A 16,723-nucleotide genomic window follows, 5' to 3' on the forward strand; every position below is an offset into this window, starting at 1 on the left:
TACTTTCTGAGAAATACTTACATGCCCAAAAAAACAGAACAAAAAGCAAAGACTTTCTTTGCACCTCCAAACCCCAAAAAATTAAATAATAAAGAGAACGATGAGTTGGGCTTAGGGATTGGAAAACATACTAAATTCAATATTGCTAAGGATGAGAAACATAATTCTGAAATAGCAATAGACAGAATTAAAAGCACATTAAAACGTTCTCAGAAATTTGATAATTTATATAACTTAGAAGAGGATGTTCTTGAAGAAGAGAAAATTAATGAAGCGCTGTCAAATGTTGTTCTTTTGTAGATAACTTATTCTTTAATTCTTTCCTTTCTTTTAAGGCTTCAAGTCAAAACACTTATTCTTTTTCTTGGATGAGAAAAATTTAAAAGTGAACTTTCAGGCATATCGTAATGTAGGAGTTACAGATTAAGTATTACACTTAATCTGACTCCTAATCCAATTCAGTTTGATCTTTGCGATGATAAGGGATTATAGTCATGTGTTTTCTTACCTTTATACTAGGATGGTAATTATCGTGGCCACTAATTTAATTAATACTATTAAGCTTAATGACAATGTGTACGATTATTCATTTCATGCTTTGCGTGGACATGAGGAATTACCTCTTGCGCAATTTCGCGGGAAGGTCTTAATGATTGTGAATACCGCTTCTAAATGTGGGTTTACTCCGCAATACGAACGTTTAGAGAAACTTTATGAAAAATATAGGGAGCGAGGCTTAGTTATACTTGGAGTGCCCTCAAACGATTTTGGCAAGCAAGAGCCAGGAACCGAAGAGGAAATTAGTAATTTTTGTCAGATCAACTACGGTGTCTCATTTCCAATGACCACAAAAGAAGTGGTTTCAGGAAAAAATGCTCATCCTTTTTATCTCTGGGCCAGACAGAAACTGGGATTTGGTACCGCCCCAAAATGGAATTTCCATAAATATCTGATTTCTCGTAAGGGTGAGTTGATTGATTATTTCTATTCGACGACATCTCCCGAGGCAGGACGGGTAATCAAAGCTATTGAAAAAGCATTAAACGAAAAAGCTTGACGTATATCCAGGGGATGCGGGACGGAATCCATTCCTGATTTAGTACCATGCTAATCCAAAAATAGATCTCCGCCCACCCGGGGACGACATATTTTTATGCAATTTTTTTTCAATGAAACAATAAAAAATCTTGGCGGCTATGCGCTTCATCCGGAATAGGGGGCGCTAACCAGCATCATAACCGCCGGCAACAGCACTATATACTTGCACAATGCTATCGAGTAATAGTGCTTTTTCCTGTACTAAACTCAACTGACTTCTATCAAGATTTATTTTTGCATTGATTACGCTGCGGTAATCTTTTGCTCCGGCTTTATATTGAGCTAATGCAATGTCATATGATTTTTTTGCGGCCTGATATCCTTGGTGTATTCGTAAATAAGATAATTTAGTTTTCTGTTCATTCGTAAGCGTGTCATCTACATCTGCGAAGGCAGAGCGAAGCGTTTCCAAATAATTATAATAAGTTGCCTTGAAGCCAGCCTTAGCCGATTTGATATTTTGGTAGGCGCTGGCGTTGAAAATTTTTGTTGAGGCAATCGCCTGGGCAACCCAGATATTGGTACTCAATTTTAAGAGGTTGGCTAAATCAACAGAAGCGCCTCCAACCAAACCTGTTAAGGAAATTGTTGGGAAAAATGCCGAATAGGCCACTCCAATTTGTGCATCCGCTGTTTTTACATTATTTAGGGCAATCATAATGTCTGGGCGATTTTTTAAAACCGATGAGGGCAAATATTTAGGAACCAGATGATCTGTGTTTAGTGAAAGCAACGTACGATGAGTGATAACAGAGCCAGGGTTCTGATTTAACAAGAGGCGAATGGTATTTTCACTTTGTGCCACGATACTTTCAATTTGGGGAATGTTTGCTTCTTCTTGTGCCAGTTGCTGATCAATGTTGGTTATTGTTTCGATGTCACTTGCACCTTTTTGAAAGCGAACCTGTTCAAGCTGACGTAATTTCCTTAAGTCACTACTAAGGGTTTTTTCCATCGCCAATTGTTCTCGCTGACTTAAGAGCATAAAATAAGCGCCACTCATTTGGCTAATAATCCCCAATTTTGTTGATTGAGTTTGAGCGTTTTGAATCGCTAAAGAGGCATTGGCTGCTTTAACATTGTTAATATTATTTAGGATGTTAAAAGTATATTCTGGCACAAAGCCGGCATAATATCCCCGAAATCTCATATTAGAAAAATTTGAAAAAACAGAATTATTGGCCAGAGGACCTTTGGGAGTTACATGGGAGTTCCAGGTTCCACCCGTAAAGCCATTAGCGTTTGCTCCCATAGTAGGAATCCAGGCATATTGAGCCGCCTTAAGCTGGGCTTGAGCTTGCTCTATAGTTGCGTAGGAACTTTTTATTGTGTCATTACAAGACAATGCTTGATTGATAAGCTGATTAAGTTCTGGATCTTTTAGTTTTTTCCACCATGCGACTCGACTGAGATCGGTTTTATCATTGATATATTTTATTCCGCTACGGGTACTTTTAGGGTAATTCACTTTTTCATGCATCACACTGGTTTTGCAGCAACCTCCAAGCAAAATAGCGAATAAACTTAATAAAATAATTTTTAGTTTCATAATTTTGCCAATTTAAAATTAACTTAATTTAATCGAGTTTTGTTCTAAATATTGTTCCCGTCAAAATAATTAAAATAATGGTGATCAATAAAATGGGTAAAATATTAGGGACAATTTGGCTAAGTGTATTACCTTTAAGTAAAATTCCTCGCGTAATGCGAACAAAATAGGTCATAGGCACACAGTACCCTAAAATTTGTGCCCATACTGGCATACCATAGAAAGAAAAAATATAACCTGACAAAAACATTGAAGGTAACTGGAAAAAAACACTAAGTTGCATTGCTTGCATGGGGGTGCGAGCTATAGTGGAAAAAATCATACCTACCATTAAATTCGCAATAATAAACGGTGCAGCAGCTAGGTAAAGCAAAATTAAATTTCCTTCAGTAGGAATATGAATCAGTAGTTTGCCAAAAATTAAAATGCTTGTTAGTTGTAAATACCCTAAAACGATGTAAGGGATCACCTTACCAAGAATAATCTCAGTTGGTTTTAAGGGGGTGCTTAATAACATTTCCATCGTACCGGATTCTTTTTCTGAGGTAATCGCAGTTGATGTAAGCATTACCATGGTTAAAGTCAGCAACACACCAATTAACCCCGGAACGATATTATAAGAGCTGGTATTGGATTCATTGTAAAGCCTGTGAATAACCAGATTAACACTCCTTTTGGAGTTTGTTGGAGATGGGGAACCCAAACCTTGCTTATTAAACGTGTCCAGTGTTTGATTCAGTATGGGGAGCGCATTGCCCAGAGCGCTAGCACTGCTTCCGGGATCTGAACCATCGATTTCAACCAATAATTGCGGATTTTCATTACGAATATATTTACGAGTAAAATTAGGCGGGATAGTAAAGGCAAAGCTTATTTTCCCATTAGCGAAATCCTGATTTTTTTTATTTTCATCGGATATCTCTTTAGTCATTCTAAAATATCCTGATGCTTCGAGACTGTTAATGTAATTTCTGGTTAATGGGGTATTATCATAGCTAATAATCGAAGTGGGTAGATGTTTCGGATCAAATTCAATGGCAAAGCCAAAGAGAATAAGTAGCATAATCGGAAGGATTACTAACATAGCGATGGTGCCGTGATCGCGAATGATGAGAATAAATTCCTTACGGATTAAACCTAACAGACGCGATAAAGAGATTCCTTGAATTAGATTTTTATAATTCATCGCATTAATCCAATAAAAACTTCTTCAAAAGAAGGGGTAACTTCTTTAAATAATAAATCTTTTTTATCTTCAATTAGTTTTTTCAGGAGTTCGTGATTGGAGGATGAAATTCGTAATTCATTATTGACGATAGAAGCTAATAGCTTCGGGTATGAATCCTCTATGTTTTCGAGTAATGGACTTTGTTCTTTTCTACTGACTTCCAATATGTAGGTTTTAACTTTAGATTGAGGAACTAAGTCTTGTGTGCGGCCGGTATATAATAGTTTTCCTAAATTAATATAGGCGAGGTTTGTGCATTTTTCGGCTTCGTCCATATAATGAGTGGTCACGAGGATGGTAGTGCCATCACGGGAGGATATCTTATGTAAATAATCCCAAAATTCTTTACGGGCTTTGGGATCGACGCCCGCTGTAGGCTCATCCAAAAATAATAGTTGGGGCTTATGTAGTATACTACAGGCCAAAGCCAGTCTTTGTTTCCATCCCCCTGATAAACTGCCAGCTTGTATGTTTCGATAGTCTTCAAAACCTAGCTCTTTAATCATTTCCTCTATTGTTGCGACTCGATTTTTGACTTGAAAAATATCGGCAACGAAACGAAGATTTTCATAAACGGTTAATCCAGTATAAAAACTGAATTTTTGAGGCATGTACCCTGTGTGTGTTTTTATCTTATCGCTTTGAGTTTTAATATCATAACCCAGACAATATCCCTCTCCATCTGTGGGAGTTAAAAGACCGCAAATCATCCGGATGGTAGTTGTTTTTCCACTGCCATTTGAACCAAGAAAGCCAAAGATAGCTCCTTTTTCTACTTTTAAGGCAATGTGGTCCACCGCAACTTTTTTATCGAATTTTTTGGTTAGCCCTTTAACATCAATAGCATAATCACTCATTAAGCTAATTCCAAAGTCACGGGCTGGCCGAGATGTATTTTTTCTAAATCGGGAGCATCAATTCTTGCTTCAACTCTGAATACTAATCGCTCACGTTCCTCGCGGGAATAAATAATAGGGGGAGTATATTCAGCGATATTTGAAATGTAGAAAATATGTCCCGTAGCAAAATTAGCATTCTGATTGGTCCTGATATTAACTGGCGCATTAATACGTAGCTGATTCAATTTTTTCTCGGGAACAAAAAATATGGCCTTAATATTATTTTGGGTAATCAATGAGAGAATAGGGTAACCCGCTTGAACAAATTCCCCTTTTGTATAATAGGTATCGAATATAATTCCACGTTCCGGAGCAAAGTTTTCCTTACGTGTTACTCGCCATTTATTATCTGCGGTATCAATGTGGCTACTTTTAAGTTTAAAGTCGATGTCAGCCAATTGTTGTTTTGAAACATTTAAATCTCTTTGGGCAGCATCCAGATCATTTTGACTTGCTGCATTTTGTTTACGCATATCTACAATTCGACGATAATTTATTTCGTTATAATGCTGTTGAATCATAATTTGCTGACGTTGAGCGAGAAGGGATTTACTGTTTAGCTGACTCATTTCAACATGATAAAGCTCACTGGTTTGCTCCAAATGGAACAGGAATTGATTACTTGTGACTAACTGTCCTCTCAATACTGCTAAATCGGTAAGTCGTCCACCAAAGTCTGCGGACAAATAGACAAGATCTGTATCAACATAACCACTAAACGATTTATCCTCTTTTTGGCATGCTGTTTGAAGTAAGATAATCAGCCCAATGAACATCAATTTACGCATTTAATCCATCCTGAGCTTTATTATTTGACCGTAGAATTATTTTTGACGGTAGAGCTAATTTTCATATATTAAGTTAAAGCTTTTTAGGTGTCAAAAAGCCTGTATTCAATAATATAGTTTCCGGAAATATCAACTGTGACCTCATGATTAATAATGCTTTTTGAGCATATCACCGAACAACGAAAGCCAGCTCTATATCTGCATACGGCCCTTAAGGACTATTTTGATTGCGTTTGGGTTGAGGAGGTGCGATAGCACCTCCTCAACTCGAACGGATTAGGTAAAAAATCCTTAACTTGGCAGGGATGTCTCTGCAGGGATTGTGGATGTATGAGCCTCATGTTCACTATTTTTAAGTACATAACTACCTGGTGCATCCATTAAGGGGGCATAGTACAGTTGGTCAAACTCCGGGGCTGGTATGGATTTTCCAGAATGGGTTTTAAGCCATTTGAGCCATTCCGGCCACCAGGAGCCTTGATGGACCGCTGAATGTTCCAGCCATTCCTCTGGGCTGGCTTCGGTGTTGGTATTGGTACGATAACCATACTTTATTGCATTGGGTGAGTTAATAATTCCGGCAATGTGTCCTGAACCACCCAGAACAAAACGTTTGGGGCCGTTCATTAATTGAAAGCCAATGTAAGTAGTTTTCCACGGTGCTATGTGATCTTTTTCGGTGGAAAGGAAAAACGTAGGATTATCAATGGTCCTAACATCTATTGGGGTATCATTGAGACGAATTTTACCCGGCTTTACCAGATCGTTATGCAAGTACATCCACCGTAAGTATTGAGAGTGCATTGTGGCTGGCATATTCGTTGAATCAGCATTCCAAAATAAGATATCAAAAGGTACTGGATTTTTGCCACGCAGATAATTTTTGATAAAAAAGGACCAAATTAAATCATTTGCTCTTAATGAGTTAAAACTTGAGGCCATAAATTTACCAGCAAGGTATCCTTTAGCCTCCATTTCCTCTTCCAGTTTTTTAATTTGTTGTTCATCAATAAAAACGGCAATGTCCCCGGGATCGCTAAAATCAATCATGGATGCTAATAAGGTGGCGCTGCGAATAGATTTGTCATTATGGGCTTTATTATAAGCGAGGAGTGTTGTAAGCAAGGTTCCACCGATACAAAATCCTAAAGTATTCACCTCTTTAACTTTTAACTGCTTCTTAATGGTTGTAACGGCAGTTCTGGGGCCTTCTTGTAAATAATCAAATAAACTTTTTTTAGCAAAGCGTGCATCGGGATTCACCCACGAGATGATAAATACCGTAATACCCTGAGCTACTAACCAGCGAATTAACGAATTATGAGGACTTAAATCTAAAATATAATATTTGTTAATCCATGGTGGGATCATCAGCAAAGGAACCGAGCTTACTTTTTTCGTTTGCGGTGTGTACTGAATTAACTCCATCATTTCATTGCGAAATATTACTTTTCCAGGGGTAATCGCAACATTTTCACCTAATTTAAAGGCAGTATGGTCTGACATTTTAATCGTTAATCGGGAGGAATCTACTTCCAGATCAGACAGTAAATTATGAAGTCCCTGGAGTAAATTTTTGCCTCGACTTTCCAGGGTTTCTGCCATAATTTGCGGATTAGTATGGAGGAAATTGGAAGGAGACAAGGCATCTAAATATTGCTTGGTAAAAAACTGCAGACGTTTCGCTGAATTTTTGTCTCTGTATTCCATGGTTTCCAATAAGGAGTTCAAATGTTCACTGGCTAAAAGATATTGTTGGCTCAACAGATTAAAAAAAGGATTGTGAAGCCAATCATCACCACTAAAACGATGATCATTGATTGGCATGGGTTTGCCTTCTAGCCAGGAGTGAAACATGGACTGAGCCAGAGTTACCGCATCTTCCCAATAAGAAACCTGCATTTCTATTACTTTTTCAGGATTTCTTAAAATGACTGTAATCAAACTCTGAAAATGTTCGGTGAGATCAATGAACTGGTTAACCAGGACTGGGAGTGGGGCAGGTTTTTTCTTTAGGTCAGCAATAATTTGTAAGCTTTTTTCGGCAACCGATTGCATCAGTTCGCTGAGCTCTTTGTCATGGGACATCCTTCCTCCTTAAGACAATGATTTTATTCTCTATTCTTAAGTGTTTTAAACTCTTTAGCAAGATGAAAAAAAATCTTTTAATTGCATAGTTCCTTTACAATAAGGTATTATTCGCCTTTTGTCACATATAGAACCAATTTAGTACTATATTTATACTATAGAGGGTAAAGTTTAGCAGTAAGTGCTTTGTATTGGGAAGTAGAGATTGCAGGCGGTTTAACTGCTATAAATTAAGGTGTCTCGCCATTCCTGCGCAGGAATGATCTCTGTAAGTATTGTTTCCATCAAGTTTAATGAAAACGATGTCGAGAACGAAAGCCTTGCCGTGATTTATCTTTAATTAAGACTTATCCGGTACTAGATTATTTGATATGGGGGTGTTATGCTGCGCATTAGCAAATTGGCCGATTATGGAACAGTTGTCATGGTGTATCTTGCCAAGCATGCGCAAGAATTGTGTAACGCACGTGATATCGCCTTACATACTCATTTAGCTGTACCTACGGTAAGTAAAATCTTGAAGCGTTTAACTGGCGCAGGTCTGTTGACTTCAGTACGAGGAGTGACTGGAGGATATCGATTGCAAAGATCTGCTACTGAAATATCAGTATCTCAAATTATTTATGCCCTGGAAGAGCATCGTGGTTTTACTGAGTGTAGCTTGCAACCTAATGATTGTTCTTTGCAAGGAGTATGTACTATTCAGGGTAATTGGCGATTAATAAGCCATGCAATAGAGACAGCACTGGATAGTGTGAGTTTGGATGCATTGGCAAAACCAACTCTTCAGGCGCGGGATATTGACCGCGTCCGGCAATTAGCAAGTGGAGTAAATCGTGGCTAAAAGCAGTGAGCAAATTAATTCTCTGCTCGATAGAGAATACCAACATGGGTTTATCACCGATATCGAAGTGGATACCTTTCCACCGGGATTGAATGAAGACGTTATTCGTCGTTTATCGGCCATTAAAGGTGAGCCTGAGTTCTTATTGGAATGGCGTTTAAAAGCATTTAGACATTGGCTAACCATGCCTCATCCCGAATGGTCTAGCGTGCACTATCCTCCAGTAGATTACCAAGCTATATCTTATTATTCGGCACCTAAAAGTAAAAAAGATGCACCGAAAAGCCTGGATGAAGTAGATCCGGAGTTACTGAAAACCTATGCTAAATTAGGTATTCCTCTTAGAGAACAGGAAATGCTGGCCGGGGTGGCTGTAGATGCGGTTTTTGATAGTGTTTCTGTTGCGACTACTTTTAAGGCAAAACTTGCGGAAAAAGGGGTTATTTTTTGTCCCTTCTCTGAAGCTGTCCATAAATATCCTGAATTGTTAATGCAATATTTGGGTACTGTCGTGCCTTACAGAGATAATTTTTATGCGGCATTGAACTCAGCTGTTTTTAGCGATGGTTCTTTTGTTTATATTCCAAAGGGGGTGCGTTGCCCAATGGAATTATCCACTTATTTTCGTATTAATGCAGCCTCTACAGGTCAGTTTGAACGAACACTGATTGTTGCTGATGCCGACAGTTATGTGTCTTATCTGGAAGGATGTACTGCTCCTATGCGTGATGAAAATCAATTGCACGCGGCAGTCGTTGAACTGGTTGCTTTAGATGGGGCGCAAATTAAATATTCAACAGTACAAAACTGGTATCCTGGTGATAAAGAGGGTAAAGGCGGTATTTATAATTTTGTGACCAAACGAGGGGCTTGCCGTGGTAAGCGCTCAAAAATTTCCTGGACACAAATAGAAACCGGTTCTGCAATTACCTGGAAATATCCTAGTGTGATCTTACAAGGGGATGATTCTGTCGGTGAGTTTTATTCTGTTGCCTTAACCAATAATTATCAACAGGCCGATACAGGTACCAAGATGATTCACATTGGTAAAAATACTCGATCAACCATTATTTCCAAAGGAATTAGTGCCGGTCATGCTCATAATGCATACCGTGGTATGGTTCGTATTGCGCCGACAGCTACCAATGCGCGTAATTATACTCAGTGTGACTCCATGCTGATGGGTAGTTTGTGTTCTGCCCATACTTTTCCTTATATAGAGGTGAAGAATCCAACAGCTCAAGTAGAGCATGAGGCGACCACTTCCAAAATTAGCGAAGAGCAATTGTTTTATTGTCAGCAACGCGGCATTGATACTGAAGATGCGGTATCGATGATAGTGAATGGTTTTTGTAAGCAAGTATTAAAAGAATTACCCATGGAATTTGCGGTGGAAGCCACTAAATTGTTAGGTATAAGTTTAGAAGGGGCAGTAGGCTAATATGTTAAAAATTAATGAATTAAATGTTGCAATAAATGCACAATCCATTTTAAAAGGCATTAACCTTCGTGTAAATGCAGGTGAGGTTCATGCCATTATGGGGCCTAATGGTTCAGGAAAGAGTACTTTGTCTAAAGTACTGGCTGGTCATCCTTCTTATCAAGTTACTGGTGGAGAAATTAGTTATTTAGGCCATGATTTACTGCCTTTGGCACCTGAGGAGCGAGCACAGGCTGGTATTTTTATGTCGTTCCAGTATCCAGTAGAAATTCCTGGAGTAACTAATATCAATTTCCTTAAAGCCTCAGTGAATGCAGTTCGTAAAGGTCAGGGGAAAAACACCCTTGATGCTATAGAGTTTTTGAGTTTTATTCGTGAAAAATGCCAGCTGTTAGATATGGATGAAAGCTTCCTGTATCGCAGTATTAACGAAGGCTTTTCTGGTGGTGAAAAGAAGCGTAATGAAATTTTACAAATGGCAGCTTTAGAGCCTAAATTAGCCATCCTTGATGAAACAGATTCCGGGTTGGATATAGATGCTTTGCGTATTATTTCTCATGGTGTTAATGCCATGCGCTCGCCAGAACGCTCCATTATTTTAGTGACTCATTATCAGCGCTTACTGGATTATATTGAGCCTGATTTTATTCATGTCCTGGTGAATGGCCGTATTATTATGTCTGGTGATAAGTCTTTAGCGCTTGAACTGGAGAAAAAAGGTTATAGCTGGCTTGAGGAAACGGAGCAGTGATGAACGAGATTTTAGAGTTTTATCAAGAGCAGGTAAAAAAAGGGTTGTCCCCCCATCCTTGGCTTGCTCAATTACAATCTAAGGCGTCAACTGAATTAAATCGTCATGGTTTTCCTACCCGACACGATGAGGAATGGAAATATACCCATGTAGATGCTTTGCTAAAGCAGCGTTTTTCGCTCCAAAGTTCTAAGGCAAATCCTACGAGTTTAAAAAGCTCTGAGTTACCGGTAAAACACCAATTATTAATGCACAATGGATTAATTTCCGGGGAAAAAGAACTGGCTAAGAAGTTACCTTCTGGTGTTTTGCTTCTTCCTTTATCCGTAGCTTTGGTTGATCATGCCGACCTTATTAAGCCTTATCTTGGAACTATTTTACAACAGGAGCATGGTTTTCATTTTTTAAATACAGTCATGATTCAGTGCGGCTTGTTTTTATACATACCTAAAGGGGTTTGTATCGAAGAGCCCATTGCTCTAACTCATGTTCAGGATCAAACCAACCAGGCTGTTCATTTGCGGCATTTAATTATTGCTGAGGCGCAGAGTCAGGCTACTTTTATTGAAGAGTATCGCGGTGAGACAGACTGTTGTTACTTGACGAATACAGTCACCGAAGTTTTTGTAGGGGCGGGGGCTCAACTGACCCATTATAAAATTCAAAACGAAAGTAAAGACGCTTATCATCTGGGGCATTTATCGGTTAAGCAATTAGCCCATAGTCATTTTGCCAGCCATTCATTAAGTTTGGGCGGTAAACTGGTACGCAGTGATATCAGCATGTATTTGCAAGAAGAGCATGCTCAATGTCTTATGAATGGAATTTATGCCCCTGCTGAAGGGCAGCACGTAGACCATCATACAACCGTACACCATTTGGTACCCAATTGTTCCAGCGAACAAGATTATAAGGGTATTTTAACTGGCCGTTCACGAGCTGTATTTAATGGCAAGGTCATTGTGGCGAAAGATGCACAACATACCGATGCCAAACAGCAAAATAAAAACTTGTTACTTTCAGCCAATGCTGAAATTGACACCAAACCACAATTAGAAATTTTCGCCGACGATGTACTGTGTTCTCATGGTGCGACGGTGGGGCAATTGGATGAGGAAGCTTTATTTTATTTGGCGACGCGCGGGATTGGCAGGTTAGAAGCATCCCATTATTTAATCCACGCATTTGCCCAGGATAATTTAAGACTTATTCCCAATCGTGAATTGGCTGATTGGATGGGTAATTTATTAACTCAACAGCTGGGGTAGGCAAATGAGTACAAATGCTTCAATACTTTCACCATTTGAAATTAAGGCGATTCGTAATGAGTTTCCGCTTTTAAATCAAAGGATCAATGATTATGATTTAATTTATTTTGATAATGCTGCGACGACTCAAAAGCCTAAGGCGGTGATTCAAGCTCTGGCGAATTATTATGAGCATGATAATGCGAATGTTCATCGGGGAGTTCATGCTTTAAGCGTTAGAGCAACAGAGCACTATGAAGAAGCCAGGGCCAAAGTCAAACGCTTTATCAATGCGAAATCAGTTCGTGAGTGTATTTTTGTGCGCGGTACTACCGAAGCCATTAATCTGGTCGCTCAAAGTCTTGTTGCGCCTCGTATTTTACCCGACGAAGAGATATTAATTACTTATATGGAACATCACTCCAATATTGTTCCCTGGCAAATGGTCTGTAAACAAACCGGTGCCAAGCTGCAAGTAGCCCCAATTTCTCTTGATGGTGAAATTTTACTTGATGAGTTTGAAAAGAAATTAAATGAAAACACTAAATTTGTCGCGATTAATTACGCGTCTAATGCTTTGGGTACCATTAATCCCGTTAAAAAAATGATTGAGATGGCGCATGCCTATGGGGCTGAGGTTTTACTTGATGGAGCGCAAGCAACAGCTCATTTACCTATAGACGTTCAAGATTTAGGTTGTGATTTTTATGCTTTTTCAGGGCATAAAATGTATGGTCCCACGGGCATAGGTGTTTTATGGGGTAAAGAAGAGCTTTTAGAAAACATGTCTCCCTATCAAGGTGGGGGAGAGATGATCAATTACGTTACTTTTGAAACGACTGAATATGCGGCCCTTCCGCAAAAATTCGAAGCAGGTACTCCGAATATTGCTGGCGCAATTGGTTTAGGTGCCGCCATTGATTATTTAGAGTCGTTGGATTTGGAAGCGATTGCTGCCTATGAAGCCCATTTATTAAATTATGCTACTGCTTCGATTGAATCGATAAAAGGGTTTAACATTATTGGAACAGCGGAACATAAAGTACCGATTATTTCTTTTGTTCATGGCAAAATCCACTCTCACGATATAGGGACGATTCTTGATAGTGAAGGGATCGCCATACGTAGCGGGCATCACTGTGCTATGCCCTTGATGGATTTTTATGGGGTTGCAGCCACGTCACGAATTTCTTTGTCTTTTTATAATACAATGCAAGAAATAGATCACTGTGTTGCAGCACTGAAAAAAGTAAAAGAGGTTTTTGCATGAGTGCCGAGTTACGAGAGCTTTATCAGGAAATCATTATTGATCACAATCGCAATCCACGTAATCATCATACCATGGATGATGCGACGACGCAGGCTAATGGTTTTAATCCCTTATGCGGTGATAAATTGACCGTTTACGCTAAATTGAATGACGGCTTGATCGTGGATTTAAGTTTTGTAGGATGTGGTTGTGCCATCTCGCAAGCATCGGCTTCATTAATGACGGAAGCGGTAAAAGGAAAGACCATAGAGGACGCGCATGCATTGTTTCATCGTTTTCATCATATGCTTACTTTAGATGAAGAAACTCAACTGAGTTCTATGGATAAATTGACTGTCCTTGCAGGAGTTAAGGCTTTTCCCGCTCGAGTCAAATGCGCCACTTTACCTTGGCATACTTTGGAGGCGGCTTTAAATAAAGATACCGCTGTAGTAAAAACTGAATAGGTGTCTGTAGGGGGCTTCATGTTTGGCTTTAAGAGAAAACAGGATAAAGAACTAGTGAAAGAGGCAGTGATTGGGGCGCTTAAAGGGGTGTATGATCCTGAAATTCCCGTCAATATTTATGATTTAGGTTTGATTTATAATGTGGCCATTGATGATGAAGGACATGTAGACGTCCAAATGACGCTTACTACCCCTGGTTGTCCTGTGGCTCAAACTTTTCCTGGTACCGTAGAGCAGGCGGTGAATCAAGTTGAAGGCGTTAATGATTGTTCTGTTGAGTTGGTATGGGAACCGCCCTGGTCGCAAGAAAGAATGACCGAAGCTGCACGTCTTGAGTTAGGAATTTTTTATTAATCATGTCTGAACTATCCTGGCAACCTTCCGCTTCTATAGAGTCATTACGTCTGCGCGCTCAGTTTTTGGCCGCAATTCGGCAGTTTTTTACTCAACGTTCGTATTTAGAAGTAGAAACCCCGGTGATGGCACAGTATGGCGTAACGGATGTTTATTTGAGTAACATCAAAGCGATATTCAGGGAGGCGACGTATTGTTTGCAAACTTCTCCTGAATATCATATGAAACGTTTGCTTGCTGCAGGTTCTGGTCCCATTTTTCAATTAGCACGTGTTTTTCGGGATGATGAGTTAGGGCGATGGCATAATCCTGAATTTACTTTATTGGAATGGTATCAGTTAGGCGTTGATCATCATGCGTTGATGGATGAGGTGGATGCCCTCTTACAAACGCTTATTCGTGCTAAGCCTATGATTATAAAAACCTATCAACAGGCTTTTCTTGAAGCCTGTGAGATTGATCCCTTTACTGCTTCGATAGAACAATTACATCAGTTATTAATTCAATATCATTTGGATAATGTCTTATCTCCTCAGGAGCAGGATAAAGATCAGTATTTATTTTTATTAATGAGTCATGTAGTTGAACCTTTCCTGGGTAAAGAGCCTGCTCCTGTCGCGGTTTATAATTTTCCTCCATCGCAGGCTTCTCTGGCAAAAATTAACGAGGGCGTTGCAGAACGCTTTGAGGTTTATTACCAGGGAGTAGAGTTAGCTAATGGTTTTCATGAGTTAACTGAAGCCCAAGCGCAAGCAAGACGCTTTGCCAACGATCAAGAGATCAGAAAAAAACAAGGCCTGACTCCAGTTGCAGCAGATCAATACCTCTTACAGGCTTTGGAACATGGTTTACCGTCGTGCAGTGGTGTTGCGTTAGGGATAGATAGATTATTGGCTTTAGCTTTGGGACAAGCCTCTATTTCAAGTATTCTTTCGTTTGATTTTTCCAGAGCTTAAACGCCTATTCTGTTAACAAACTTAGTTTCTTTTTGTAGATTTTTCCTTAATACGAACCCTTTACAATTTTCCTCATTTTGTTTTATACAAATCAGCTGAGTGATTTATCCTGCAGATAAAAAAAGTTTGAATTTGAGTCTTCCTTTACTTCGGGCGTGGTAACGTTAAGACTAAAGAAAAAATGTCTATTCAATAGGGGGGCATATTGTTTAGGGCGAGGCGTAGCATATTCTTTAAACCCTTTGAGTAAGTCAGCCGCATTTTTAAATTGTTCAATTCTGGTTAAAAAAAGTCCAACAAGCTTTTTAGAAAAATCAGAGAACTCTGGTGAAAAATCTTTTTTGGCCTGTTCAACCACTGCGTCTGAAAGTTTACTTATAGCTATTAGTGTATGAAATAATTCTTTTTTATTATTAAATAAAAAAGAAATGTTATCATGAATAAGCTCAGCAAGAGCTGGCTCTGAATCTTCATAAGAATCCTCTATTGAACCTTCCCTATTGGGCAATTTTAAGTCTGGGAAGTACGATTCATCTTCAATTTTATAAACATAATGCAATAAAAGATTCTTTAATTTAAAAAGAATATCTTCCGTTGTTTCCTCCATAAAAAGATCATTAATACATAGACCCGGATCTATTTTTACTACGGTTCCATCAGGTGCTATGACTAAATTTTCATAGTTCCAATCAACTTCTGCCAGAAACAGGCCTGCTACAAGAGATGAAGTTAAACCTTTAAGAGGGATCTTTTCTATTTCATCTAATGAGTAAGACTGTTGAAAAAGGGTGAGATTTTCATCATCTATAGATAAACATTTTCTCCACAAAAGAGAGTTTTCAACATTGTTGCACACCCTTACAAAAGGATCGATAAACTCGAAATCTTCATGTTGATCTATATTTCCTACAAAGTATTGTGGATAAGGATTTCCCAAAATAAGTTTATATATATTTCCCGCGAATACAGAGAGTTCGGTGTGTAATTTGTTGACCTGTTCATGAGGTATTTTACCTAAACGAAATAGTGAGTCACGACCACTTGAACGGTTATTATTAGAAAAATACCAAACAGAAGGGTTATCATCCGATGACGTCACAGCTTCGTTAGAGTTAGGGTCACATTCAAGGGCTGGTCCATTATTAGGATTAAGAGGGTGAATACAATATTTGCTTCTCATTGTTTGCTCAATCTGGTTTGTATATGTCCAGAATAATGTTTTTTTATGAGAGCTTTATTAAACTGCATACGCATTTATTGCATATAATTACTTCAATTTTACGTACAGTAAATTCAATTCTATTTTAAGCTGTTATAGTAAAATTTCCCTAGGCCAAGGTTTTCTGGTTAAAAAAAACCTGTGTTTTCAACGCCAGCTGCGGAGGAAGAGGTTAAGCTCGGCTGTATCAGTTCTTGAGCGATAACTAGAGCAGTTTGACAAAGCAAACTGATGGCTATCAAGACAACTGCGTTGATAAAAGTTGTTTTGCATGTCATTGAATGATCATCCGTTAATTTTCAATAATCCCCTCAGCTTTAACAGGCGTCGTTTGGTTTCCCTTTCTCTGATGAGGACCAAATGACACTCTATCTCACGTATCTTGTCTTTTGATTTTTCCAGGGCTTAAAACCGGGTTATTTACTTTCTTTCCCCTTTCCTCTTGTATTAAGTTTTCCTTAAGATACATACCGTATAATTTCCCCATTTTGTTCTCTTAAGTAACAATATGACTCAAATAAATATTAGAACTCTTAAAAAAGTAG

Annotated in this window: 16 protein-coding genes; 10 read left to right on the forward strand and 6 right to left on the reverse strand. The window is 38.7% G+C overall.

Annotated features, from left to right (window positions below):
* Positions 1-21 precede the first annotated feature (21 nt).
* The gene (locus LOX96_RS15130; protein ID WP_250423874.1) at positions 22-300 is read left to right on the forward strand and encodes a hypothetical protein; all 279 of its coding nucleotides are present in this window, start codon (positions 22-24) and stop codon (positions 298-300) included.
* Positions 301-520: 220 nt separating this feature from the next.
* Positions 521-1,057: a glutathione peroxidase gene (locus LOX96_RS15135; protein ID WP_348645904.1), complete on the forward strand. Its 537-nt coding sequence runs from the start codon at positions 521-523 to the stop codon at positions 1,055-1,057.
* Positions 1,058-1,222: 165 nt separating this feature from the next.
* On the opposite strand, the gene LOX96_RS15140 is transcribed toward LOX96_RS15135, so the two are convergent.
* The 5 genes from LOX96_RS15140 to LOX96_RS15160 form a co-directional block, all read right to left on the reverse strand.
* A complete protein-coding gene (locus LOX96_RS15140) occupies positions 1,223-2,647 on the reverse strand; it encodes a TolC family protein (protein ID WP_250423879.1) in 1,425 nt (474 codons plus the stop codon).
* A 28-nt stretch (positions 2,648-2,675) separates the two neighbouring features.
* A complete protein-coding gene (locus LOX96_RS15145; protein WP_250423880.1) occupies positions 2,676-3,833 on the reverse strand; it encodes an ABC transporter permease in 1,158 nt (385 codons plus the stop codon).
* Positions 3,830-4,732: an ABC transporter ATP-binding protein gene (locus LOX96_RS15150; RefSeq protein WP_250423882.1), complete on the reverse strand. Its 903-nt coding sequence runs from the start codon at positions 4,730-4,732 to the stop codon at positions 3,830-3,832. Before LOX96_RS15150 ends, LOX96_RS15145 begins: the two co-directional genes overlap by 4 nt.
* Positions 4,732-5,562 (reverse strand): HlyD family secretion protein, encoded by an 831-nt coding sequence (locus LOX96_RS15155; protein ID WP_250423884.1) that lies wholly within the window; start codon positions 5,560-5,562, stop codon positions 4,732-4,734. Before LOX96_RS15155 ends, LOX96_RS15150 begins: the two co-directional genes overlap by 1 nt.
* Positions 5,563-5,853: 291 nt before the next feature.
* Positions 5,854-7,650, reverse strand: a complete 1,797-nt coding sequence (locus LOX96_RS15160; RefSeq protein WP_250423885.1) for a PHA/PHB synthase family protein — start codon at positions 7,648-7,650, stop codon at positions 5,854-5,856.
* Between the two features lie 382 nt (positions 7,651-8,032).
* Here LOX96_RS15160 and LOX96_RS15165 point away from each other — a divergent pair, with 382 nt between their 5' ends.
* From LOX96_RS15165 to epmA, 8 genes are read left to right on the forward strand one after another with little or no spacing between them, the layout of a single operon-like run.
* Positions 8,033-8,494 (forward strand): SUF system Fe-S cluster assembly regulator, encoded by a 462-nt coding sequence (locus LOX96_RS15165; protein WP_250423892.1) that lies wholly within the window; start codon positions 8,033-8,035, stop codon positions 8,492-8,494.
* The gene (sufB, locus tag LOX96_RS15170; protein WP_250423895.1) at positions 8,487-9,935 is read left to right on the forward strand and encodes a Fe-S cluster assembly protein SufB; all 1,449 of its coding nucleotides are present in this window, start codon (positions 8,487-8,489) and stop codon (positions 9,933-9,935) included. Before LOX96_RS15165 ends, sufB begins: the two co-directional genes overlap by 8 nt.
* 1 nt (position 9,936) lies before the next feature.
* The gene (gene sufC / locus LOX96_RS15175; protein WP_250423896.1) at positions 9,937-10,686 is read left to right on the forward strand and encodes a Fe-S cluster assembly ATPase SufC; all 750 of its coding nucleotides are present in this window, start codon (positions 9,937-9,939) and stop codon (positions 10,684-10,686) included.
* A complete protein-coding gene (gene sufD, locus LOX96_RS15180; protein ID WP_250423905.1) occupies positions 10,686-11,954 on the forward strand; it encodes a Fe-S cluster assembly protein SufD in 1,269 nt (422 codons plus the stop codon). The genes sufC and sufD overlap by 1 nt, the downstream gene beginning before the upstream one ends.
* A gap of 4 nt (positions 11,955-11,958) precedes the next feature.
* Positions 11,959-13,203, forward strand: a complete 1,245-nt coding sequence (locus LOX96_RS15185) for a cysteine desulfurase (protein WP_250423907.1) — start codon at positions 11,959-11,961, stop codon at positions 13,201-13,203.
* Entirely contained in the window at positions 13,200-13,649 is a 450-nt protein-coding gene (gene sufU / locus LOX96_RS15190; protein WP_250423915.1) for a Fe-S cluster assembly sulfur transfer protein SufU, read from the forward strand. The genes LOX96_RS15185 and sufU overlap by 4 nt, the downstream gene beginning before the upstream one ends.
* Before the next feature lie 18 nt (positions 13,650-13,667).
* Complete coding sequence (locus tag LOX96_RS15195; RefSeq protein ID WP_250423924.1) at positions 13,668-14,003, forward strand: SUF system Fe-S cluster assembly protein; 336 nt, start codon at positions 13,668-13,670, stop codon at positions 14,001-14,003.
* Positions 14,004-14,005: 2 nt separating this feature from the next.
* Positions 14,006-14,959 carry an elongation factor P--(R)-beta-lysine ligase gene (gene epmA / locus LOX96_RS15200; protein WP_250423926.1) on the forward strand — a complete coding sequence of 318 codons (954 nt, stop codon included), beginning with the start codon at positions 14,006-14,008 and terminating at the stop codon, positions 14,957-14,959.
* 91 nt (positions 14,960-15,050) lie between these two features.
* On the opposite strand, the gene LOX96_RS15205 is transcribed toward epmA, so the two are convergent.
* A complete protein-coding gene (locus LOX96_RS15205) occupies positions 15,051-16,139 on the reverse strand; it encodes a hypothetical protein (protein WP_250423928.1) in 1,089 nt (362 codons plus the stop codon).
* Positions 16,140-16,723: the final 584 nt, after the last annotated feature.

Origin of the sequence: Legionella maioricensis (genome assembly GCF_023618015.1) — a bacterium.
In the GTDB taxonomy this organism is placed as follows: Bacteria; Pseudomonadota; Gammaproteobacteria; order Legionellales; family Legionellaceae; genus Legionella; species Legionella maioricensis.